We start from the raw sequence: 21,792 nt of genomic DNA, 5'->3' as shown, positions 1-21,792 counted from the left end.
GATGCCCCCGGCCGTACAGGTCGGGGGCATCGTGCGTCGGAGCACTATCGGCGTCGGTCCTGCGCCGGCCCGACGTCCGCCAGCCCCACCTTCGCCAGCTCGGCCTCGGTCGCCAGGTTCTTCGCGTCGGCGATGTCGATGGTCTCGAGCGCCAGTCCCCGCGTCTCACGAGCGAACACGACGGCCACGACGGTGACGGACGCCGCGATTGCGAGATACCACGCGATGGGCACCGACGAGCCGTAGACGTCGAGCAACCGCACCGCGATGATGGGCGCCAGCGACCCCGCCACGATGGACGTGACCTGGTAGCCGAGCGAGACACCGGAGTACCGCATCCGCGTCGGGAACATCTCGGCCATGATCGCCGGCTGCGTGGCGTACATGAACGCGTGGAACACCAGGCCGATGATGATCGCCAGCATGATGACAGCGTTGTGGCCGCTGTTCATCATCGGGAACGCGAAGAAGCCCCACGTCGCCGCGGCGATGGCACCGCCGAGGTACACCGGACGACGGCCGACGGTGTCCGCGAGCCGCCCCACCAGGGGGATCACGGCGAAGTGCACGGCGTGCGCACCGAGCATCCACCACAGGATCGTGCTGGTGTCCGTCCCCACCTCGACGGAGAGATAGGTGATGGAGAAGGTGACCACGAGGTAGTACATGACGTTCTCGCCGAACCGCAGGCCCATCGCGGTGAAGACGCCACGCGGGTACCGCTTGACCACCTCGAACACCCCGTACGACGCGGCCTTGATGACCTCGGTCTGCTTCTGCGCCTCCAGGAAGATGGGGGCGTCGGTGACCTTGGTGCGGATGTAGTAGCCGACGAACACGATGACCGCGGACAGCCAGAACGCGATACGCCAACCCCAGCTGAGGAAGTCGTCCTCCGACAGCGTCGTGGTGAGGATCAGCAGTACGACGGTGGCCAGCAGGTTTCCGGCGGGCACGCCGGCCTGTGGCCAGCTCGCCCAGAACCCGCGGCTCTTGTTCGGGCTGTGTTCGGCGACGAGCAGTACCGCTCCTCCCCATTCGCCGCCCACGGCGAAGCCCTGGATGAAGCGCAGGGTCACCAGCAACCCCGGCGCCCAGTAGCCGATCTGCCCGAACGTCGGCAGACATCCCATCAGGAAGGTCGCCGAGCCGACCAGCACCAGGCTGAACTGCAGGAGCTTCTTGCGGCCGTACTTGTCGCCGTAGTGCCCGAAGACGATGCCGCCCAGCGGGCGGGCCACGAAACCGACGGCGTAGGTCACGAAGGCCGCCAGAATCGCGTCGAGCTCGCTGGTTCCCTCGGCGAAGAAGATCTTGCTGAACACCAGGGTCGCGGCGGTTCCGTAGAGGAAGAACTCGTACCATTCGACCACCGTGCCGGCCATCGACGCGGCGACCACCTTGCGCAAGCCGGCGGGTTCGGCGTCGTCCCGGTCCACCCGATCGGTCACTGACATGTGCGCTCCTCGAAGACGACGGGTGGGTCTGTGACTCAGCGCACACAAACCCTTACGGTGTCGAAGTATCGACCCGCATCGCCGGGCACCACAATGACCGCACCTGCAGGTCCCGACTGCAAAGATGCACACATGACCGGTCCCATCGCCGACGATCTGCTCGTCCTGCTCGCGGTGGGACGGAGCGGTCGGTTCGTGGCCGCCGCGGACACGCTCGGCATCAACCACACCACCGTCTCGCGTCGCATCGCGTCGTTGGAGAAGTCGCTCGGGGGCCGCGTCCTGGTGAAGACGTCCGGAGGGTGGGAACTGACCTCGCTCGGTCGGCGAGCCCTGGCCGCCGCGGAAACCGTCGACGACGTCGTGCGCGGCCTGATCGATCCGGCGGGCGAGGCCCTGTCGGGTGTCGTGCGCATCTCCGCGACCGACGGATTCAGTGCCTACCTGGCCGCGCCCGCCGCCGTCGCGGTGCGGCGCGGGCACCCCGGGGTGTCCGTGGAACTCGTCGCGGCGACGCGTCGGGCGTCGCAGCAGCGTTCGGGGATGGACATCGAGGTGGTCGTCGGGACACCGCAGGTCCACCGGGCCGAGGCGGTGCACCTCGGCGACTACACCCTGGGGCTCTACGCCACCCGAAACTACCTGTCGACCAACGGGATTCCCGACGTCGTGGCCGACCTGGCCGACCATCCGCTGATCTACTTCGTCGAGTCGATGCTTCACGTCGACGATCTCGATCACGCACGCAGCGTGGCGCCGACGATGCGCAGTTCGATCGCCTCGACCAACGTCTTCGTCCACGTCGAGGCGACCCGAGCCCACGCGGGCATCGGGCTGCTGCCGTGCTTCATGGCGGATCGGCACGACGATCTGGTCCGGGTGCTGCCCGCCGAGATCTCGGTGACCCTCGCCTACTGGCTGGTCGCTCGCAGCGAGACGCTGCGCCGGCCCGAGGTCGCAGCGGTGGTGACGGCCATTCGCGCGCAGGTCGCCGCCCGGTCCGATGCTCTGCTCGGCCGCGCTCCTTCGGCCGCCACGTGACGGCAGGACGATTCGCGCCCAGCCCGTCCGGCGATCTGCACGTCGGAAATCTGCGGACTGCGTTGATGGCGTGGATGTTCGCCCGCGCGACGGGTCGGCCGTGCGTGCTGCGCGTCGAGGACCTCGACCGGGTGGCGGCCGGCTCCGAGGAGCGTCAGCTCGCGGATCTCGCCGCACTGGGACTCGAGTTCGACGGTCCGATCCTGCGGCAGTCCGACCGCCGGGACGCGTATTCGGCGGCGATCGAGACTCTGCGAGCGAGGGACGCCGTCTACGAGTGCTTCTGCACCCGGCGCGAGATCCAGCAGGCGGCGTCGGCCCCCCACGCTCCCGAGGGTGCCTATCCGGGAACCTGCCGAGACCTCACCGACACCGAACGGCAGGCCCGACGCGACGAGGGTCGACGGGCCGCGCTGCGCCTGCGTTCGGAGGTGCGCACGTACACGGTCACCGACGTGCTGCACGGCGCGGTGTCCGGCGTCGTGGACGATCTGGTTCTGCAGCGCACCGACGGGGTTCCCGCGTACAACCTCGCGGTGGTCGTCGACGACGGATATCAGGGCGTCGACCAGGTGGTGCGAGCCGACGATCTGCTGACCTCCGCCCCGCGCCAGGCCTACCTCGCGTCGCTGCTCGGCATCGAGGAACCGTCGTACGCGCACGTTCCCCTGGTGCTCGGGCCGACCGGAAAACGGTTGGCGAAGCGGGACGGGGCGGTCACGCTCGCGGACCTGGCTGCCGTGGGGGTGACGGCGGCGGACGTCCTGGTCGCGATCGCCCGGTCCGCCGGACTGCCCGCCGAGCCGGGAGCAACTCCCGCGTCGTTGCTGGCCTCCTGGTCTCCCGACGTTCTCGTCCGTCGGCCCGTCTACCTGGACCCGTCGGCTCCGGGTGTGACTCTGCACCAACACCCGCCTGCCACAGCGTGATCGGGCCTCGAAGAGCCGGACATTGCGGACGTACAATGAACGCATGACCACAGGTGGCTACGACCCCAACCAGGATCCGAACAACCCCCGGCCGGGCAGTTACCCGCCCCCGGCCGGCAGCTACCCGCCCCCGCAGGGCAACTACCCGCCCCCGGCCGGCAGCTACCCGCCGCCGCAGGGGAACGTCCCGCCGGTCGGCGGCTACGGCTATCCGACACCGCAGTTCGACAACCAGGGCATGCAGGGCTGGCAGCCCGCGGGTGTCGGCGTGCGCTTCGGTGCCCGATTGCTCGACGGGCTGATCGTCGGCCTCGTGGTGGGCCTGCTGTCGGCGCTGATCGGGCTCAACCTGTCGGGCGTGGGCTTGTTCTCCGGCGTGGGACTGTTCGCGTACTTCGTGATCATGGAGCTCACCCAGGGGCGGACGCTGGGCAAGATGATCCTGAACCTGCAGGTTCGGGGAGCGAACGGGGCTACGCGGCCGTCGCTGAAGGAGTCCGCGATTCGCAACTCCTTCATGTTGCTCACCATCATCCCGTTCATCGGCGGACTGCTGGCGTTCATCGCGTACATCGTGATCGCCGTGACCATCGGATCGAGCTCGACCAAGCAGGGCAAGCACGACGAGTTCGCTGGGGGCACGCAGGTCGTCAAGGCCTGAGGCGAAAGTGGCCCTCGCCGACGGTCGTCGTGAGATTTAGAATCGACCCATGACCACAGGTGGGTACGACCCCGACAAGGACCCCTACGCGGGAAACCGTCCGCCGCCGCAGAGCAGCTATCCGCCGCCCGGCAACTTTCCGCCGCCGAGCGAGTACGGCGGGTACCCACAGCAGGGTTATCCGTCGCCCCCGCCGTTCGACAACCGTGGTGTCGCGCCGGAGCTGTCGGTCGGCGCCGCGATCTCCTTCGGCTGGGACAAGTTCCGGGGCAACGCACTTCCGTGGCTCGGCGTCGTCGCACTCACCTTCGTCGTTCTGGGCGCCGTCGAGTTCGTGACGAGCAGCGACACCAACTGGGTCGTGAACCTGCTCTCCACGCTGCTGATCACGGTGCTCGGTTACCTCGTCCAAGCCGCGTTGGTTCGCGGGGCACTGCACGAAGCCGACGGGCACAAGCCGGGGTTCGGGGCGTTCTTCCAGTTCGGCAACGTGGTGACGATCATCGTCGCCGGACTGCTCATCGGCATTCTCGCCGGTATCGGGTTCGCCCTGCTCGTCGTCCCCGGACTGCTGGTCACCTTCTTCACGTGGTGGGTCTTCCAGTTCGTCGTCGATCGCGACGAGGACGCCATCACCGCGATCAAGTCCAGCGCGAAGGCCATCGCGTCGCGACCCGGCCCGATCTTCCTGCTCGCCCTGGCGCTCGTCGGCGTGAACATCCTCGGCGTCCTCGCCCTGCTGGTCGGGCTGCTCGTGTCGGTGCCGGTCACCATCCTCGCGTCCACCTACGCATACCGGGTGGTCACGGGCGGTCGCGTGGCCTGACCGACGCTCCGCACGACGGGCGCGAATCCCTCCGACCGGGGATTCGCGCCCGTCGTCGTTCGGGTGCTTGTATTGCCCAGTGAAAAACTCCTACACCGACACCGACGGCGATCGCCCGTCTGGACAGGTCGCGTTCGCACACGTCAGCCGGGGCTACTACCCCACCATCGTCGCGCTCTTCGTCGCGACGCTGCTGATTTCGAACGTGGCCGCCAGCAAGGGCGTCTCCTTCTTCTCCGATTCCGAGCTGTTCCTCGGACCCCTGCAGATCCTGCCGATCAACACCGACGGCGCGTTCTTCCTCTTCCCCCTCGCCTACATCCTCGGCGACGTGCTCAGCGAGGTGTACGGCCTGAAAGCCACGCGCCGCGCGATCTACCTGGGCTTCGGGGCGATCATCCTCGCCGCCCTGTGCTTCTTCGTCGTCATCGAACTCCCCTCCGCGAGCTTCTACGAGAATCAGGAATCGCTCGAGACCGTCCTCGGCGTCGTCCCTCGGTTGGTTCTCGCGGGCCTGGCCGGCTACTTCGTCGGGCAACTCCTCAACGCGTACGTCCTGGTCAAGATCAAGGAACGCACCAAGGAGAAGCATCTCTGGGCGCGCCTGATCGGCTCGACCGTGGTCGGAGAATTCTTCGACACCCTCATCTTCTGCGCCATCGCTGCCGGGGTCATCGGCATCACCACGTGGACCGATTTCGTGAACTACGTGATCGTCGGGTTCCTCTGGAAGACCTTGGTGGAGGTGCTGGTGCTGCCGATCACCTACGCGGTGATCAACCACATCAAGAAGCGCGAACCGACGTACCAGCCGGCCTGATCGCCTTCCCGCTCCGCTCCCCGCTTCCCCCGCTCGATTCTGCGATTGAAATGTACTAGCGCACACGAAATATCGGGCGCAGTCACACAATTCGGTCGCAGAATCGGGGAGCGGGCGGGGGCCGAGTGAGCGGCGCGCCACTCAGGAGCGGTAGAACCGCCCCAACGTCTCCCGCTTGAACTCCTCGAACCGACCCTCGGTGATTGAGGCGCGGATGTCGTCGACGAGTTTCACGGTGAAGCGCTCGTTGTGGATGGTCGCCAGCGTCGAGGCGAGCATTTCCTTCGCCTTGAACAGGTGGTGCATGTACGCGCGGGTGTAGTGCGCGCACGTGTAGCAATCGCACTCGTCGTCGATGGGCGTGAAGTCGCGGCGAAAGCGCGCGGTGTTGATGTTGAACCGACCCCGCGGGGTGTAGATCGCCGCGTTGCGAGCGACCCGGGACGGGTTCACGCAGTCGAAGGTGTCGGCACCGTTCTCGATGGCGACGAAGAAGTCGTCGGGCTCGCTGATGCCGAGCATGTGCCGCGGCTTGTGCTCGGGCAGTTCCTCGTTCACCCAGCGCACGATGGTCCCGAGGTTCTGCTTCTCGAGTGCCCCGCCGATGCCGTAGCCGTCGAACCCGTGACCGGAGTCGCCGCGGATGGTCTCGAGGTCGTGTGCCGCCTTGCGCCGCAGATCCTCGTACTGCGCGCCCTGCACCACACCGAACAGCGCCTGATACGGCTTGTCGGCGCGCTCGACGGTGAGGCGCTCGTGTTCCGCGATGCACCGCACCGCCCAGGCCTGCGTGCGGTCGACCGAGAGCTCCTGGTAGCCGCGGGTGTTCATCAACGTCGTCAGCTCGTCGAACGCGAACATGATGTCCGCGCCGAGCCGGTGCTGGATCTGCATCGACACCTCGGGGGTGAATCGGTGCTTCGAACCGTCGAGGTGGGACTTGAAGGTCACGCCGTCGTCGTCGACGCGCGCGAGCCGTTCCTTGCCCTCGGCGATCACGTCGTCGGACGTCACCCGGGACGCGTCCATCGAGATGACCTTCTTGAACCCGACGCCCAACGACATCACCTGGAAGCCGCCGCTGTCGGTGAACGTGGGGCCGTCCCAGTTCATGAACTTGCCCAGCCCGCCCGCCTCGTCGACGATGTCCGACCCCGGCTGTAGATACAGGTGGTAGGCGTTGGCCAATACCGCCTGCGCCCCCAGCTCTTTCATCGTCTCGGGCAGCACCGCCTTGACCGTCGCCTTGGTCCCGACGGCGATGAACGCCGGGGTCTGCACCTCGCCGTGCGGGGTGTGCAGCGTGCCGGTGCGGCCCAACCGGTCGGGGATGCGGGTGCCGACGGTGAAGACGGGTTCTCGATCTTCGATCACGGTGTCATCGAACCAGACGCCGCTTCCTGCTCCCGCAGGCCCGACGCACTCAGCCGGAAGTACGCTCCCTCGGCCGCGATCAATTCCTCGTGCGTGCCCTGCTCCACGATGGACCCGTTCTCCATCACCAGGATCAGGTCCGCGTTGCGAATCGTCGAAAGCCGGTGTGCGATCACGAAGCTCGTGCGGTCACTGCGCAACGCGGCGGTCGCCTTCTGCACCAGCACCTCGGTGCGGGTGTCGACGGAGCTGGTGGCCTCGTCGAGGATGAGGACCGCCGGATCCGCGAGGAACGCACGCGCGATGGTGATCAACTGCTTCTCACCGGCGCTGACGTTGGCGCCCTCCTCGTCGATCACCGTGTCGTATCCCGCCGGCAGCGAGTGGACGAACCGGTCGACGTAGGTCGCCCTCGCCGCCGCGAGAACGGCGTCCTCGGTGGCGTCCGGGTTGCCGTACGCGATGTTGTCTCGGATCGTGCCACCGAACAGCCAGGTGTCCTGCAGCACCATTCCCGTGCGCGATCGCAGTGTGTCCCTGGACATCTCGGTGGTGTCGACGCCGTCGAGGAGGATCGCGCCGGAGTCGATGTCGTAGAACCGCATGACCAGATTGACCAGCGTCGTCTTGCCTGCGCCGGTGGGACCGACGACGGCCACCATCTGCCCCGGCTCGGCGACGAACGCGAGGTTCTGGATGAGGGGTCGGTCCTCCTCGTACCGGAACGAGACGTCCCGGAACTCGACGCGCCCGCTGCGTCCGTCCGGCACCACCGCGCCGGCAGGATCGGGCACCTCCTCCTCGGCGTCGAGAATCTCGAAGATGCGCTCGGCGGAGGCGACGCCGGACTGCAGCAGGTTCACCATCGACCCGATCTGGGTGAGCGGCTGGGTGAACTGCCGGGAGTACTGGATGAACGCCTGCACCTCACCGAGACTCAACGTTCCCGACGCCACCCGCAGACCGCCGACGACGGCGATGATCACGTAATTGATGTTGCCCAGGAACATGATCGACGGCATGACGGTGCCGGAGATGAACTGCGCGCGGAAGCCCGCCTGGTACAGCGCCTCGTTGCTGTCGTGGAACTCCCGTGCGGTGTCCTCCTGCCGACCGTAGGCCTTGACCAGCTCGTGGCCGGTGTAGGTCTCCTCGACCTGGGCGTTGAGCGAGCCGGTCTGCTTCCACTGCGCGACGAAGTGCGGTTGGGATCGCTTGGCGATGAACGTCGTCGCCACGATCGACAGCGGAACGGTGAGCACCGCGACCAGTGCCAGAAGCGGCGAGATCCACAGCATCATCCCGAGGATGCCGAACACCGTCAGGACGGAGACGACGAGCTGACTCAGGGTCTGCTGCAGGCTCTGCGCGAGGTTGTCGATGTCGTTGGTGACGCGGGAGAGAACGTCACCACGCTTGTGGGAGTCGAAGTACCGCAACGGGAGTCGGTGGACCTTGGCCTCGACATCGGTGCGCAACCGCTTGACGACGCGTTGCAACCCGATGTTGAGCAGGTACCCCTGGATCCAGGACAGCAGTGCCGAGCCGAGGTACAGCGCCAGCACGATCGCCAACACGTTCGCGACCGCGCCGAAGTCGATCCCGTTGCCGGGCACCACGTCCATGGCCGCGATCATGTCGGCGCGCGAGGCGTCGCCCGCCGCGCGCAGGTCGGCGACCACCTGCTCCTTGGTCTCGCCGGCGGGCAGCGATCGCCCGACGATGCCGTCGAAGATGATGTTCGTCGCCTGTCCGAGAACGATCGGTCCCACCACGGTCAGCACGACGCTGCCGATGGCGAACATCAGAACCACGCTCAGCAGGATTCGCTGCGGAATCAATCGTTTTGCCAGACGTTTCAGCGACGACCGGAAGTTCAGCGGCTTCGCACCGGGGGCGCCGGGCGCCGCGGGTCCGCCGGGCCGGGTCACGACACACCTGCCGCGGAGCGTTGGGAATCGACGATCTCGGCGTACGTGGGGCAGGTCTCGACGAGCTCGTCGTGCGTGCCGAGTCCCACCATGCGCCCGTCGTCGAGGACCACGATGCGGTCCGCGTCGCGGATCGTGGACACCCGCTGCGCCACCACGATGACGCAGGCGTCGCCCGTGATCGGCTTCAGGGCCGCGCGCAGGTTCGCATCCGTCGTGAGGTCGAGAGCCGAGAACGCGTCGTCGAAGAGGTAGACGCTGGGGCGCCGAATGACGGCGCGGGCGATGGCCAGTCGCTGGCGCTGCCCACCGGAGACCGTCGTGCCGCCCTGCGCCACCGCGGTTTCCAGACCGTCGGGCATCGCTCGGACGAAGTCCGCGGCCTGCGCCACCTCGAGCGCCTCCCACATCTCGGCCTCGGTGGCGTCGCCCTTGCCGTACCGAAGGTTGGAGGCGATGGTGCCGGAGAAGAGGAAGGGTCGCTGCGGGATCAGGCCGATCGCGGAGCGCAGCGCGTCCGGATCGAGGTCCCGGACGTCGACGCCGCCCACGTTCACCGACCCTGCCGTCGCGTCGATCAGTCGCGGGATCAGGTTGATCAGCGTCGTCTTGCCGGATCCGGTACTGCCGATGACCGCCGTGGTCGTTCCCGCCTCGGCCCGGAACGAGACTCCGCCCAGCACCGGACGATCGGCACCGGGATAGCTGAATCCCGCGTCCACGAGTTCGACGGTGGAGGGGGACATGGCGAACGGGACCGGCGTCGCCGACGGAACCACCGACGTCTCGGTGTCGAGCACCTCGACGATGCGCTCGGCGCACACGCTGGCGCGGGGGATCATCATGGCGATGAACGACGCCATCATGACGGACATGAGGATCTGCATGATGTAGCTCAGAAGCGCGGTGAGAGAACCGATCTGCATGCGGCCCTCGTCGATCGCCTGGCCGCCGAACCAGATGACGGCCACGGACGTGACGTTGCTGATCAGCATCACCAGCGGGAACATCAGCGCCATCAGTCGGCCCACGCGCAGGGCGGTCTCGGTCAGCGCGGTGTTGGCCACGTCGAACCGGTTCATCTCGTACCGCTCGCGCACGAACGCCCGGACCACGCGGATGCCGGTGATCTGTTCGCGCAGAACCCGATTGACCGTGTCGATGCGAGACTGCATCTCCTTGAACGCGGGGACCATGCGCACCACGATGAACCCCATACTCAGGGCCAGGGCAGGCACGGCGATGCCCAGCAGCCACGCGAGACCGAGGTCTTCGCGGAGCGCCATCACGATGCCGCCCACGCACATGATGGGCGCCATCACCAGGATGGTGCAGCCCATGAGGACCACCATCTGGACCTGCTGCACGTCGTTGGTGTTGCGGGTGATCAACGACGGTGCCCCGAAGGACCCCACCTCACGGGCGGAGAACGTGCCGACCCGGTCGAGGACCGCGCCGCGGACGTCGCGGCCGACGGACATCGCCGCCTTGGCGCCGAAGTACACGCCGCCGACGGAGCACAGGATCTGGACGCCCGAGACCACGAGCATGAGCATGCCGGTGGAGACGATGTAACCGGTGTTGCCGACCGTGACACCGTTGTCGATGATGTCGGCGTTGAGACGAGGCAGGTAGAGGGCGGCGATGGTGGCCACGAACTGCAGGGCCACCACCGCCGACAACTCCCGGCGGTACGGCGCGAGGTACCGGCGCAGAAGAACGATCAGCATGACGCCATCATCGTCCTTCGGGCCGCGCCGGTCCTCGCCTCGCTCATGCGCGGACCGACTCGTCCTCGTCGACCGTCTTCGGCGTGGCCTTCATCAGCTTCTCGCCCTCGATGTCGACGTTCGGCAGAATCTTGTCCAGCCACTTCGGCAGGTACCACGCCTTGTCGCCGAGCAGCGTCATCACCGCGGGGATGAGGACCATGCGCACGACGAAGGCGTCGAAGAACACCGCCGCCGCCAGGGCGAACCCGATGGACTTGATGAACGCGTCGGGCTCGAGCATGAAGGCCGAGAACACCGAGATCATGATGACCGCGGCCGCCGCGACCACACGGGCGCTGTACTTGAAGCCCGTGACGATCGCATCGGTGGCGCTCGCGCCGTGGACGTAGGCCTCACGCATCCGGGACACCAGGAACACCTGGTAGTCCATCGCGAGTCCGAACACCACACCGATCAGGAAGATCGGCATGAAGCTCACGATCGGTTGCGGATTCGAGATCAGGCCGAGTCCGCCCTCCTGGAAGATGAACACCGTGGCGCCGAAGGTGGCCAGGACGCTCAGCAGGAATCCGACCGTGGCCGTCAGCGGCACCAGAATGGACCGGAAGACCACCATCAGCAAGATGAACGCGAGGCCCACGACCACGGCCAGGTACGGCACCAGTGCATCCTGAAGTCGCTGCGAGACATCGAGTTCCAGTGCCGTCTGACCCGTGATGCCGTACGAGACCCCGAACTGCTCCTGGAGTCCGGCCTCCGCGTCGCGAAGGTTGTTCACCAGGGTCTGCGTTTCCTCGCTGCTCGGACCGCTGTTGGGCGTGACCTGGATCAGCGCGGTGTCGCCGGCCGGATTGACCTGCGCCACCTGGGCGTTGGCCACGTCCGACTCGGCGGTCGCCGTGGCGACGACCTCGTCGAAGCTCGCCTGACGATCGGCCTCGGGGACCTCGCTCGCGTCGGCGACGATGAGCAGCGGACCGTTACGGCCGGGACCGAAGCCCTCGTCGACCAGGTCGTAGGCCATGCGGGCCGGGGTATCGGGATCGGAGGTGGCGATGGACGGAAGTGCCAGGCGCAGGCTGGTCATGGGTCCGGCGATGACCGCGAGGATCACGATGCCGGCGGTGAGGAACACCGCGGGGCGCTTGACCACCATGCGAACCCAGCGCAGACCGTTGGTCGGCTTCTCCGAGTGCTCCGGATCGGGAACAGTGCGCAGTCGGCCCGCGAAGGCCTTCTTGCCGATCAGGCCGAGTACCGCGGGGAGCAACGTCAGCGCCACGAGAACGGCGACGAACACGCCCAGACCGGCCGCGAGACCCATCTGGGACAGGAACGGGATGCCGACGACGCGCAGGGCGACAAGCGCGATGAGCACCGTCGTACCGGCGAAGACCACCGCGCTACCGGCCGTGCCGACGGCGCGGCCGATGGCCTCGACCCGGTCGTCGGTTTCCGAGAGCTCGTTGCGGAACCGGGCCAGGATGAACAGCGAGTAGTCGATGGCCACGGCGAGGCCGATCATGATGGCCAGAATCGGCGTGAACTGGGTCAGCTCCGCGAATCCCGACGCCGTGGTGATGGTGAGACTGGTGACGCCGATACCGACGACGGCGGTGACGAGGGGCAATCCGGCGGCGACGAGCGAACCGAACATCACGACGAGAACCACCGCGGCGACGGCCAGGCCGATGAGCTCCGCGGTGCCACCGGGAGGTGCGGTCTCCTGCATGGCACTGCCACCGAGCTGCACGGTCAGGCCGGCGTCCCGAGCGGGCTCGGTGGCCTGCTCGAGCTGTGCGCGGGTCTCGTCCGTGACGTCGGTGATGGTCCCGGACAGCGGCACGTCGAGCAGACCGATGGTGCCGTCCGGCGACAGCGGCGACACCGCGGCCGCGTTGGCTGCGGCGACGTCGGCCGGCGCACCCGACTGAGCGTAGGTGTCGACGATGGCCTGGTTGCCGGCGACCGGATCGAGCAGCGGCATCGCGCCCTCGGGAAGGGGCCCGGCGGCCGGGTCCGCCTTGACCGACTCGTCGACCGCGGGGATGCCGCGGATCTCGGCAATCGTGGCGTTCACGGCCTCGGTGTTCGCCGGGTCGTCGAGCGTCGTGCCGGCGGGAGCCTGGAACACGTACTGCGCGGTCGCGGCACTCAGCGGATCCGCGGCGGCGGCCGGGAAACGCTCGGTCTGCAGGTCCAGGGCTTCCTGGGCGGGCGTTCCGGGGATGGAGAACGAGGTGCTCGTGGGGCCGGACAGGGTCGCGGCGCCGATCCCGGCGAGTACCAGGACGGCGAGCCAGATGGGCAGCACGATGCCTTTTCGGCGGTACGAGAACCGGCCCAGGCGGTAGAGGAAGGTGGCCACGTCGGGGTGCTCCTAGTTGATCGGGACGGACGGTTGATCGGGTCGGACGGAGGTTCGGGTGGTGCAGTCGAGCCGGTGGTGCGGTCGAGCCGGTGGTGCGGTCGGGCGAGATCAGTCGGTGGTGCGGGTGCGCGCCGAGCCGGGGAGGGCGCTGCCCAGTCCGTGTTGCAGCTGGGCCAGGGCCTGTTCAACCACGTCCGCGGCGCTGTCGGCTCCGGAATCGTGGTCGGTCCAGAACCCCAGTGCGCCGCTCACGGTGGCCCCCACCGCCGCGAGCACGATGGACGGGAACAGGTCGCGCTTCGGGTCGAGACCGGTTCGACGACCCACCGCATCGAGCAGCGCGGCCGACAGATTCCGGTCGAATTCGAGCTTCTTGGCCAGCAGCGCCGGGGATTGCTCCACGAGTCGGCCCACCGCCATGGTCTCCTCCAGGTCGCGCGCCGGATCACGCACGATCTGCATGACGACCGCGTGGATCGAGTCCCAGAACCTCTCGTCCTCGGGCCGACCGTCGAGCAGAGCCACCCACTCGAAGGCAGCCGTCTCCAGGTAGTGGAGTGCCGCCTCCTCCTTGCTGGAAAAGTAGTTGTGGAAGGTGCGCGTGGACACGCCGACCTCGGCGGCGATCGCCTCGGAGGTGACGCAGTCGAAGCCGAGGGTTCGCCCCAGCCGCACCGCGGCGGCGCCGAGCGCGCTGCGGGTTTCCGCCTTCTTGCGGTCGCGGAGCCCTGGTGTCGTGATCACTCCGCCGAGGGTACGGACATTGCACGATCGTGCAAGTTTGCATCCGAGCGCAGAACCGGCTTCGCGACGGTTTTCGAGGGGTGCGCCGGAGAGGGTGTCGACGCCCCTCCGGCGCCCCGGACAGGGGCCCTCAGGACCCGTGCAACCACCCTCGGATCCGAGCCGTGATGAACGGCAACAACACGTACACCATGACCGGGGTGCTCACCAGGGTCACGACGAGGGTGCGAACGACCAGGTTGGTCGAGAAGACTTGTGTCAGAGCAAAATTCAGGAACAGACTGAGCGGGAAGAATGCCGTCCAGATGACGATCGCCTGCTTCCACCGCGGGGGTGGTGCACCCACCACACGAACCGCGTCGGTGAGGGTGGACTGCGGCTCGAACCACCCCTCCACACCGGTCAGTCGGTGGGTCACGCGATCGACCGCGACACCCACCCCACGGGCCACCCAGGCCTTGCGCAAAGGTGATGAGAGCCACTCGTCGAGCTGCTTGTCGGAGGCGAACCGGTACAGCACGTAGTACTCGTGCGGGTCGACCGCAGACCGCAGCCAACCGCCACCGAGGAAGCCGTCGAAGGTGCGCACCACGGTCATACCGGCGTCGGTCCAGGCGACGAAATCCTGTTCACGGCCCGGAGCGATGCGGCGGGCGACCGAGGTGGTGACGGCGGAGGCCGTCGGGGAAGCGTCGGGCATGGATCTCAGTGTGGCGCGACCACCCTCGCCACGCACATCGGCGCACGAGAGGGATCGCCGCGACGAGCCCTATGCGGACCGGGTCAGGGCTTTTCGGAGAACAGGTGGGTGTAGACCGGGGCGGACGAGTTCTTCTCGTCACGGGCGGCGACGGCGGACACGGCCTCGACGGGCTCGGAATCGGCGCCGACGGGTGCGAGGAACAACGGGTTGGGTTCCATGAGAAAACCCCTTCACAGGTGAGAGGTCCGGTTCGCGAAAACGAATCCGGACGATGGGCGCGCTGTACGAACGAGCGGCGATACCCGCACGGTGCGATCCGGCGGGACGAGAGATGGGCGACACTTCGCGACGACACTGCGTCGCGACTACCCCCGTGACTCGACTCTACGCCCCGACCCCACCGCTGCGCGGCAGACCCGCCACATGGATGTCACGAGCCCGTCCCGACCCCGTCCGACCTGCAGCGACGACGCCGTTCTCCGCGTGTCGCGGGCACCCGCACGCTGTGTCACACTTGTGACTCCACCGTGACCGACCGGAGATGTCGACCGGTGCCGCTGCACGATTCACCCGCACCGCCGGTTACGTCGATTCACCGCCATGGACTGTTCGCTTCACCGACATCCGAGCGAATCGGTTGTCGCACAACGAAATCGGGGAACACGTGTCCACTGGATCAGCGATCCCGCCCGCCGGAAGCACCTCGACGCGTCCACGCGACCGCTACGTCAGCTCCTACACCGAGCTGGCCGCTGCCGTCCGTGCGTCGGGCCTGCTGAAGCGTCGCCACGGCTACTACTGGACTCGCATCGTCGCCACCGTCGCGGCGTTCGTCGCGGTCTGGGTCGCGGCGTTCGCACTCGGCGACTCGTGGTGGCAGCTCGCCCTCGCCGCGGTTCTCGGCCTCGTCAGCACCCAGTTCGGATTCCTGGGCCACGACGGGGCGCACCGGCAGATGTTCGATTCCGCCGCGTGGAACGAGTGGACGGCACGCATCCTGTCGGGTGCCTTCGCCGGACTGTCGCTGCACTGGTGGCAGGGCAAGCACAACAAGCACCACAACGCGCCGAATCAGATCGGCAAGGACCCCGACATCGGCAACGGCCCCATCGCGTTCGTGCCCGAGTACGTCGCCGAACGCAGCGGCGTCTACGGCGCCGTCACCCGTCGACAGGGGTGGTTGTTCTTCCCCCTCCTCACGTTGGAAGGGGCGGCACTGAACATCGCGAGCATTCGAACTCTGCTCGGCGGCAAGGACATCAAGCGTCGCCGCCTCGAACTGGCCCTCGTCCTGCTCCGCCTGACCGTCGGGTTCGTGCTGCCGTTCCTCGCCATGCCGGCCGGGCTCGCCGTCGGGTTCGTCCTGATCCATTTCGCCGTGTTCGGCGTACTGCTCGGCGCCTCGTTCGCCCCGAACCACAAGGGCATGCCGCTGATCCCCCACGACGCGAAGGTCGACTTCCTGCGTCGACAGGTGCTGGTGTCCAGGAACATTCACGGCGGCCCCGTCACCGACTTCATGATGGGCGGGCTCAACTACCAGATCGAGCACCACCTGTTCCCGAGCATGCCGCGCCCCAACCTGCGCCGAGTGCGTCCGCTGGTGCGGAAGCACTGCACCAAGCACGACGTCACCTACACCGAGACATCGTTGGTGGCGTCCTACGGCATCGTGGTCCGACATCTGAACAAGGTCGGCCTGTCGCAACGCAATCCGTTCGACTGCCCCTTGGTGCGCGAGTTTCGCGGCTGATCCGACGCAGCGAGTCGGATCAGGACTTGTCGAGCGTCACCAGGAAGTCGACCGAACCGGTGGGATCGACGGTCACGAATCCGAGCGACGGCGGCTCGACGCCGTACTCGCTCCACGTCGCCGGAATGCTGCCCGACGCGACGAGGTTCTCGCCGTCCCGCAGCACCTGCGCCTCGACCGTGACCGGTCGCGTCTCGCCCTTGAGGGTCAGCGTGCCCTCCATCGACACGGTCGCGGTGGTGCCGTCCGTCGGGACGGTGGAGAGGTCGACCGGGGAGGTGACGGTGAACGTGGCCGTCGGGTTGGCGGCGACGTCGAAGATGTTGTCGCGGAACTGACCGTCACGACGATCGCTGTCCGTGGTGATGGACGCCGTCTGCACCGTGATCTCGCCGACGGTCAGCTCCTGATTCTCCACGGTGGCCGAACCCGACACGTCGGGAGTGGTGCCGACGACCGTGACGTCCGTTCCGTTCAGGACCTCCGCGACGGTGTAGCCGGCGGACGTCGGATTGGCCCCGCCACCCGCGGTCACCGTCCACTCCCCGTCGAGATCGCCCTCGGCCGCCTGCGCACCCTCGGTCGACACCGACGCGGCGGGGTCGCTGCTCTCGACCGCCGAATAGATCCGGGGGCCGACGAACAACGCGACGACCGCCGCGACCACGAGCACGGAACCGATGATCCACCACTTCTTCATGGCCCCAACGCTAGTTGTCGCGTCAACCTTTCACCACCGCCGGCGGCTGGGAATCCCCTGTGAATGCGGCGCTCCGGTCACCACTTGTCGTGGATCTCCGCCCGCAGATGCTCGTCGTAGATCTCGTGGACCCGCCGGTCGAAGGCCTCGCCCAACGGCGGAACACGGCCGGCATCGGCGTTACCTCGAGCCTGCTCGACGTTCCGAGCACCGGGAATGACCGAGGAGATCTGCGGGTGCTGCCAGAGCCAGGCGATCGCCGCGGCGGCGGGCGTCGTGCCCGCGGGGGCCTCGTCGGCGACCAGCGTGCCGAACTCACGCGCTGCTGCCACACCCGTCGCGAACGGCACCCCGGAGAAGGTCTCCCCGACATCGAAGGCCTCGCCGCCCCGGTTGAAGGTGCGGTGATCGTTCTCCGCGAACGTCGTGTCCTCGTCGTACCGGCCCGACAGCAGCCCCGAGGCCAGCGGCACCCGCGCGATGATGCCGACCCCGGCGTCCGCCGCCACGGTCAGTACCTCGTCGACGGGCTTGAGGCGGAAGGCGTTGACGATGATCTGCACGGTCGCCACTCCCGGTCGGGCGATGGCCTCGAGGGCCTGGGCGACGGTTTCGACGCTCACGCCGTAGTGCGCGATGGCACCGTCCTCGACCAGGGTGTCCAGTGCGTCGAACACGCGATCGTCGCCGAAGACGGCGGTGGGCGGGCAGTGCAGTTGCACCAACTCGAGCGTGTCGACGCCGAGGTTGCTCCGCGAGCGGTCAACCCAGGTCCGGAAGTTGTCGAGGGTGTAGTTCTCGGGTACCTGCTCGACGCGACGCCCCATCTTGGTGGCGACCATGACGCGGTCGCTCAGGCCTCGGTCGGCGAGGAACGATCCGATGACGCGCTCGCTGCGACCGTCGCCGTAGACGTCGGCGGTGTCGAAGAAGCTGATGCCGCCGTCCACCGCCGCCTCGAGCACGGCGATGGCGTCGGCCTCGGACACGTCGCCCCAGTCGGCGCCGAGTTGCCAGGTGCCGAGTCCGACGCAGGAGACGCGTCGACCGGTGCGTCCGAGAGTTCGGTGTTCCATGTCAGGCATAGTCCTTCGCTTCCTCGGTCCCGGGGGGACCGTGATGGAGCCGGTGTCGGGCGTCATCCGCACAGCGCCCGGCACGTTGCACAGCGCCGGACCCGTGCGGCTTGCCGGGAGATGTGCGGATACCCGACCCGGGCGGCGCTCACACGCTGCACCCACGACGAAGCCCCCCACCCGAGAACGGGCAGGGGGCTCGTGGCGGTGGCGGAGAGATTTGAACTCTCGGACGGGGGTTACCCGTCACGCGCTTTCGAGGCGCGCTCCTTAGGCCGCTCGGACACGCCACCGCCGAGAAGGCTACCGGACGCATACCGTGATCCCGAAATCGCGTTCGGACCTGCAGACACACCGACCTGCAGACACACCGACCTGCAGACACACCTCGAGCGCACCCGCAGTGCGGATGCGCTCGTGGTGAAGCCGGAAAGAAAGGGTTACTTCCCGGTCAGCTTGTCCTTGATAATGCTGGCCGCGTCCTTGACCTTCTCGGCACCGTCCTTGACGGCGGATGAGGCCTGGTCGCCCTTGCCCTCGGCGCGCAGGTCGTCGTCACCGGTAGCCGAACCAGCGGCTTCCTTGCCCTTGCCCTTGAGGTCTTCGGCCTTGTTACCAATTTTGTCGTCGAGTCCCATGCACTTCCCTTTCGAATGCGAACCTCTCGTCCACCCGTCCGTTTCGGCCGGGCAGGCGACGCGTGGATGCGTCTCGGGTTCTGTAGTGCCGGTTACCCGAGGGGGACGGAGCCTCAAACGTCACGGTTGGGCCACGGCCTCATCGGCGACGGTCGGCGAAGAACTCGCGGAGGCCGGCTCCGCACTCGTCGGCGAGTACTCCACCGACGACGCCGGGGCGGTGGGCGAGCCGACGATCGCGCACCACGTCCCACAGAGACCCGACAGCGCCCGTCTTCGGCTCCCACGCCCCGAAGACCAGCCCGGACACGCGGGCCGCGACGAGCGCACCCGCGCACATGGTGCACGGCTCGAGTGTCACGAACAGGGTGCAACCGTCGAGCCGCCACCCGTCCCGATGTACGGATGCGGCCTCGCGGAGAGCGACGACCTCGGCGTGGGCGGTCGGATCGCCGCGTCGTTCCCGCTCGTTGACCGCGGCGGACAGCTCCGTGCCGTCGGCGCCGACCACCACCGCTCCGACGGGAACGTCCCCGTCCGAGGTGCGGGCGGCCACGTCGAGGGCCCGCCGCATCCACCGTTCGTGGTGCGCCGCCGCCAGCACGTCAGCGCTGGAGTTTGTCGAGCGCCGCCGCGAACTCGTCGGCGAACCCCAGTCGCTGCGCGACCATGCCGAGCTGCTCGTCCGGATAGAGATCGGTCTCGGCGACGATGATGCCGAAGACCGGTGCCGGCAGCCCCATGTCCGTGAGGACGTCGAGATCCCCCTCCTCCCACGGCTCGATGTCGTCGAGATCGTCGGGATCGAGGTCCGGAATGTCGATGTTCAGGCGATCGAGGACGTCGGCGGCGAGGTCGTAGTCGAGCGCGGCGGTGGCGTCGGAGAGCAGGAGTCGGGTGCCGGAGGGCGCCGGCCGCAGGACCACGAAGAACTCGTCGTCGACGTCGAGGAGGCCGAAGACCGCACCGGAGCTGCGCATCTCGCGCAGTTCGGTCTCGGCGACGCTCAGGCTCGACAGGGCGTCGAGGGAGAGTGGACTGCAGGTCCACTTCCCCTCTTCGCGCACGACCGCCATGGCGAAGCCTTCGAGGTCGTCGTACCCCCCTCGATCCCGTCCCCCGGACGGGGCGCTGTTGCCCGCTTTCTGTGCAGCCATGCGGGCAACCGTAGTCGCCCGACGACCCTTCGAGGTAGTCACCACCGCCGAGCACCGTGTGTCCGGCCGTTCCTGCGCGCGCGCGAGCCGTCGGTGTGGAAACCTGTGCCCTCGTGGAGAAATCGACGGACCGCCCCGTGTGCGTTCTGGGCCTCGGCCTCATCGGCGGATCGCTGCTGCAGGCGGCCGTCGCCGCGGGCCGGCCGGCGTGGGGGTGGAATCGCTCACCGGGCGCGGCCGAGGCGGCCCGATCCGACGGGTACGACGCCACCTCCGATCTCACCGACGCCCTCCACCGGGCCGCGGCCGAGGACGCGCTGATCGTCGTGTCCGTTCCGATGAACGCGGTGGACGACGTCCTCGTCGCCGTCGCCCACGACGCGCCCCACTGTTTCCTGACCGACGTCGTCAGCGTGAAGGCCGAGATGGCGGCCGCGGTGGCGCGTCACGGCCTGTCCGAGCTGTACGTCGGCGGACACCCCATGGCCGGCACGTCCGCATCGGGGTGGACGGCCGCGGACGTCGATCTGTTCCGCAACGCCGTGTGGGTGGTCGGCGTCGACGAAGGCGCGCACCCGGACGTCTGGCGCACGGTCGCGCACCTCGCACTCGACTGTGGATCCGTCGTCGTGCCGGCCGAATCGGAGGAACACGATCGGGCCGTCGCTCGCGTCTCTCACCTGCCCCACCTGCTGGCCGAGACGCTCGCGAGCGTCGGCGCGGCCGGCGGCGACCTGACGTTGCGGCTCGCGGCCGGGTCCTTTCGCGACGGGACCAGAGTCGCGGGAACGGCGCCCACCCTGGTCTCGGCGATGTGCGACGCCAACGCGCCGGCCCTGGTCGAGGCCCTGGACGAGGCGCTCGAGCGGCTCACCCGTGCCCGCGCGGCGCTGGTCGCCGACCACTCGACGGAACGACTGGTGACGGAGGGGCACGCCGCCCGCGTGCGGTACGACGAGCAGTTGCAGTGGTGGGAGATCACCGACGTGACCGTCGGCGAGGACGGGTGGCGGGACGCCCTGCGCGACGCCGCGCGCCGCGGCGGCGTGATCCAGGTCCTGCCGCCGGGTCTACCGAGCTAGATGCGCTCGGCCAGCCCGCGGTAATCGAGAACGAAGCCGTCCGGGTCGACGCTGACGGCGGACGTGCCCACGGGCGAGACCACCTGGAACTCGGACGGACCCTGCTCGTAGGACAGGGTCTCGGCGCGGGCGCCGAGACGCGGCATACCCACGTAGACCACCGGGATCTGCGTCGGTGACGGTGCCGTGTGCAGACCCAACCGGCGGATGGCCAGGGCGTTGAAGAACGGGCTCCACTCGAGCTCCACGTCGACGGCTCCGCCGAACGAGCTCCGCGACGGCGATCCGTCGTCGACGAGCCACTTGCCCTCCGAATCGCGGCTGATGGAGATCTGCTTCTCCCCCGCGGCGACGGCGGCCCGCACCGACAGGCGCTTGGTCACGCCGGTCTCGTCGGTCACCACGTCGTACGACGCCGAGAACGCGGGGTGCTCGTCGCAGGCGCCCCCGATGATGCGGCCGGCGGCCTTGATGCGCTTGCCGTTGATCTGCACCCGCACCGATTCCATGCGCGGTGCGCTGTGCGCGCGCCAGGTCAGAATGGCGGGCCAGGCCGCGCCGGACCCCTCGACGGTCGAACCTTCATCGGCAGTGGGAGTGGTCACGCTCATACGGTAGAGGACGATCGATGGCCAGGGACCGGAGCCGCGGGAATTGGTTCCGGCGTTTCGGTGTCCGTTTCGGCGGCGGGTACGTCCAGTTCTCCGTGATCAGCGGCAACGACGCTGCCGGTGTGGGTCGGCCCACCCAGCACGATTCGTCCCGAACGGCTCACACCCACCGCCGCGCGGGACGT

At 68.0% G+C, this 21,792-nt stretch carries 21 protein-coding genes and 1 tRNA gene; 7 read left to right on the top strand and 15 right to left on the bottom strand.

Features of this window, described 5'->3' with window-relative positions:
• Window positions 1-44: 44 nt before the first annotated feature.
• Complete coding sequence (locus ACY466_RS01115) at window positions 45-1,457, bottom strand: MFS transporter (protein WP_463249121.1); 1,413 nt, start codon at window positions 1,455-1,457, stop codon at window positions 45-47.
• A gap of 132 nt (window positions 1,458-1,589) precedes the next feature.
• Between ACY466_RS01115 and ACY466_RS01110 the strand changes: the two genes are divergently transcribed.
• The 5 genes from ACY466_RS01110 (at window position 1,590) to ACY466_RS01090 (ending at window position 5,734) form a co-directional block, all read left to right on the top strand.
• Entirely contained in the window at window positions 1,590-2,498 is a 909-nt protein-coding gene (locus ACY466_RS01110) for a LysR family transcriptional regulator (protein WP_463249119.1), read from the top strand.
• Window positions 2,495-3,427, top strand: coding sequence for a tRNA glutamyl-Q(34) synthetase GluQRS (gluQRS, locus tag ACY466_RS01105; RefSeq protein WP_463249116.1), 933 nt, complete (start codon window positions 2,495-2,497; stop codon window positions 3,425-3,427). Before ACY466_RS01110 ends, gluQRS begins: the two co-directional genes overlap by 4 nt.
• A gap of 43 nt (window positions 3,428-3,470) precedes the next feature.
• Window positions 3,471-4,088 carry an RDD family protein gene (locus ACY466_RS01100; protein WP_463249114.1) on the top strand — a complete coding sequence of 206 codons (618 nt, stop codon included), beginning with the start codon at window positions 3,471-3,473 and terminating at the stop codon, window positions 4,086-4,088.
• Window positions 4,089-4,137: 49 nt separating this feature from the next.
• Window positions 4,138-4,914 carry a hypothetical protein gene (locus tag ACY466_RS01095; protein WP_463249112.1) on the top strand — a complete coding sequence of 259 codons (777 nt, stop codon included), beginning with the start codon at window positions 4,138-4,140 and terminating at the stop codon, window positions 4,912-4,914.
• A gap of 79 nt (window positions 4,915-4,993) precedes the next feature.
• On the top strand, window positions 4,994-5,734 hold the full coding sequence (locus ACY466_RS01090; RefSeq protein ID WP_463249111.1) for a queuosine precursor transporter: 741 nt from the start codon (window positions 4,994-4,996) through the stop codon (window positions 5,732-5,734).
• Between the two features lie 141 nt (window positions 5,735-5,875).
• Here ACY466_RS01090 and tgt read toward each other — a convergent pair whose 3' ends face one another.
• The 7 genes from tgt to ACY466_RS01055 all read right to left on the bottom strand — a co-directional run bounded on the left by tgt (window position 5,876) and on the right by ACY466_RS01055 (window position 14,808).
• Complete coding sequence (gene tgt, locus ACY466_RS01085; RefSeq protein WP_463249108.1) at window positions 5,876-7,108, bottom strand: tRNA guanosine(34) transglycosylase Tgt; 1,233 nt, start codon at window positions 7,106-7,108, stop codon at window positions 5,876-5,878.
• Window positions 7,105-9,039 (bottom strand): ABC transporter ATP-binding protein, encoded by a 1,935-nt coding sequence (locus ACY466_RS01080; RefSeq protein WP_463249106.1) that lies wholly within the window; start codon window positions 9,037-9,039, stop codon window positions 7,105-7,107. The genes tgt and ACY466_RS01080 overlap by 4 nt, the downstream gene beginning before the upstream one ends.
• Window positions 9,036-10,769 (bottom strand): ABC transporter ATP-binding protein, encoded by a 1,734-nt coding sequence (locus tag ACY466_RS01075; RefSeq protein WP_463249104.1) that lies wholly within the window; start codon window positions 10,767-10,769, stop codon window positions 9,036-9,038. The genes ACY466_RS01080 and ACY466_RS01075 overlap by 4 nt, the downstream gene beginning before the upstream one ends.
• Before the next feature lie 43 nt (window positions 10,770-10,812).
• The gene (locus tag ACY466_RS01070) at window positions 10,813-13,140 is read right to left on the bottom strand and encodes an MMPL family transporter (RefSeq protein ID WP_463249102.1); all 2,328 of its coding nucleotides are present in this window, start codon (window positions 13,138-13,140) and stop codon (window positions 10,813-10,815) included.
• A 111-nt stretch (window positions 13,141-13,251) separates the two neighbouring features.
• A complete protein-coding gene (locus tag ACY466_RS01065) occupies window positions 13,252-13,887 on the bottom strand; it encodes a TetR/AcrR family transcriptional regulator (RefSeq protein WP_463249100.1) in 636 nt (211 codons plus the stop codon).
• Between the two features lie 130 nt (window positions 13,888-14,017).
• Window positions 14,018-14,587 (bottom strand): antibiotic biosynthesis monooxygenase, encoded by a 570-nt coding sequence (locus ACY466_RS01060; RefSeq protein WP_463249098.1) that lies wholly within the window; start codon window positions 14,585-14,587, stop codon window positions 14,018-14,020.
• Window positions 14,588-14,670: 83 nt separating this feature from the next.
• Window positions 14,671-14,808, bottom strand: coding sequence for a hypothetical protein (locus tag ACY466_RS01055; RefSeq protein ID WP_463249096.1), 138 nt, complete (start codon window positions 14,806-14,808; stop codon window positions 14,671-14,673).
• 446 nt (window positions 14,809-15,254) lie between these two features.
• Here ACY466_RS01055 and ACY466_RS01050 point away from each other — a divergent pair, with 446 nt between their 5' ends.
• Window positions 15,255-16,343, top strand: coding sequence for a fatty acid desaturase family protein (locus ACY466_RS01050; RefSeq protein WP_463249094.1), 1,089 nt, complete (start codon window positions 15,255-15,257; stop codon window positions 16,341-16,343).
• Window positions 16,344-16,362: 19 nt separating this feature from the next.
• Here the strand turns inward: ACY466_RS01050 and ACY466_RS01045 are convergent, their stop codons facing one another.
• The 6 genes from ACY466_RS01045 to ACY466_RS01020 form a co-directional block, all read right to left on the bottom strand.
• Window positions 16,363-17,043: a YceI family protein gene (locus ACY466_RS01045; protein WP_463249092.1), complete on the bottom strand. Its 681-nt coding sequence runs from the start codon at window positions 17,041-17,043 to the stop codon at window positions 16,363-16,365.
• A 77-nt stretch (window positions 17,044-17,120) separates the two neighbouring features.
• Complete coding sequence (locus tag ACY466_RS01040) at window positions 17,121-18,119, bottom strand: aldo/keto reductase (RefSeq protein WP_463249089.1); 999 nt, start codon at window positions 18,117-18,119, stop codon at window positions 17,121-17,123.
• 202 nt (window positions 18,120-18,321) lie between these two features.
• A tRNA-Ser gene (locus ACY466_RS01035) sits at window positions 18,322-18,412 on the bottom strand.
• Between the two features lie 147 nt (window positions 18,413-18,559).
• Window positions 18,560-18,757: a CsbD family protein gene (locus ACY466_RS01030; RefSeq protein ID WP_463249087.1), complete on the bottom strand. Its 198-nt coding sequence runs from the start codon at window positions 18,755-18,757 to the stop codon at window positions 18,560-18,562.
• A gap of 139 nt (window positions 18,758-18,896) precedes the next feature.
• Window positions 18,897-19,358, bottom strand: coding sequence for a tRNA adenosine(34) deaminase TadA (gene tadA / locus ACY466_RS01025; RefSeq protein WP_463252403.1), 462 nt, complete (start codon window positions 19,356-19,358; stop codon window positions 18,897-18,899).
• Window positions 19,359-19,362: 4 nt separating this feature from the next.
• On the bottom strand, window positions 19,363-19,914 hold the full coding sequence (locus tag ACY466_RS01020) for a tRNA adenosine deaminase-associated protein (RefSeq protein WP_463249085.1): 552 nt from the start codon (window positions 19,912-19,914) through the stop codon (window positions 19,363-19,365).
• 113 nt (window positions 19,915-20,027) lie between these two features.
• Between ACY466_RS01020 and ACY466_RS01015 the strand changes: the two genes are divergently transcribed.
• A complete protein-coding gene (locus ACY466_RS01015) occupies window positions 20,028-20,996 on the top strand; it encodes a prephenate dehydrogenase (RefSeq protein ID WP_463249083.1) in 969 nt (322 codons plus the stop codon).
• On the opposite strand, the gene ACY466_RS01010 is transcribed toward ACY466_RS01015, so the two are convergent.
• Complete coding sequence (locus tag ACY466_RS01010) at window positions 20,993-21,607, bottom strand: putative glycolipid-binding domain-containing protein (protein ID WP_463249081.1); 615 nt, start codon at window positions 21,605-21,607, stop codon at window positions 20,993-20,995. The two genes, ACY466_RS01015 and ACY466_RS01010, sit on opposite strands and share 4 nt — an antisense overlap.
• Window positions 21,608-21,792: the final 185 nt, after the last annotated feature.

The organism is Rhodococcus sp. K11/5 (assembly GCF_055193735.1).
Note: the sequence above shows the minus strand (reverse complement) of the source record. Positions and strands in the feature narration are given on the sequence as shown.

Coding starts and splice junctions, on each gene's coding strand:
- ACY466_RS01115 (WP_463249121.1), bottom strand. CDS start 1,457: ATGTCAGTGACCGATCGGGTGGACCGGGACGACGCCGAACCCGCCGGC.
- ACY466_RS01110 (WP_463249119.1), top strand. CDS start 1,590: ATGACCGGTCCCATCGCCGACGATCTGCTCGTCCTGCTCGCGGTGGGA.
- ACY466_RS01100 (WP_463249114.1), top strand. CDS start 3,471: ATGACCACAGGTGGCTACGACCCCAACCAGGATCCGAACAACCCCCGG.
- ACY466_RS01095 (WP_463249112.1), top strand. CDS start 4,138: ATGACCACAGGTGGGTACGACCCCGACAAGGACCCCTACGCGGGAAAC.
- ACY466_RS01075 (WP_463249104.1), bottom strand. CDS start 10,769: ATGCTGATCGTTCTTCTGCGCCGGTACCTCGCGCCGTACCGCCGGGAG.
- ACY466_RS01060 (WP_463249098.1), bottom strand. CDS start 14,587: ATGCCCGACGCTTCCCCGACGGCCTCCGCCGTCACCACCTCGGTCGCC.
- ACY466_RS01055 (WP_463249096.1), bottom strand. CDS start 14,808: ATGGAACCCAACCCGTTGTTCCTCGCACCCGTCGGCGCCGATTCCGAG.
- ACY466_RS01045 (WP_463249092.1), bottom strand. CDS start 17,043: ATGAAGAAGTGGTGGATCATCGGTTCCGTGCTCGTGGTCGCGGCGGTC.
- ACY466_RS01040 (WP_463249089.1), bottom strand. CDS start 18,119: ATGGAACACCGAACTCTCGGACGCACCGGTCGACGCGTCTCCTGCGTC.
- ACY466_RS01030 (WP_463249087.1), bottom strand. CDS start 18,757: ATGGGACTCGACGACAAAATTGGTAACAAGGCCGAAGACCTCAAGGGC.
- ACY466_RS01020 (WP_463249085.1), bottom strand. CDS start 19,914: ATGGCTGCACAGAAAGCGGGCAACAGCGCCCCGTCCGGGGGACGGGAT.
- ACY466_RS01010 (WP_463249081.1), bottom strand. CDS start 21,607: ATGAGCGTGACCACTCCCACTGCCGATGAAGGTTCGACCGTCGAGGGG.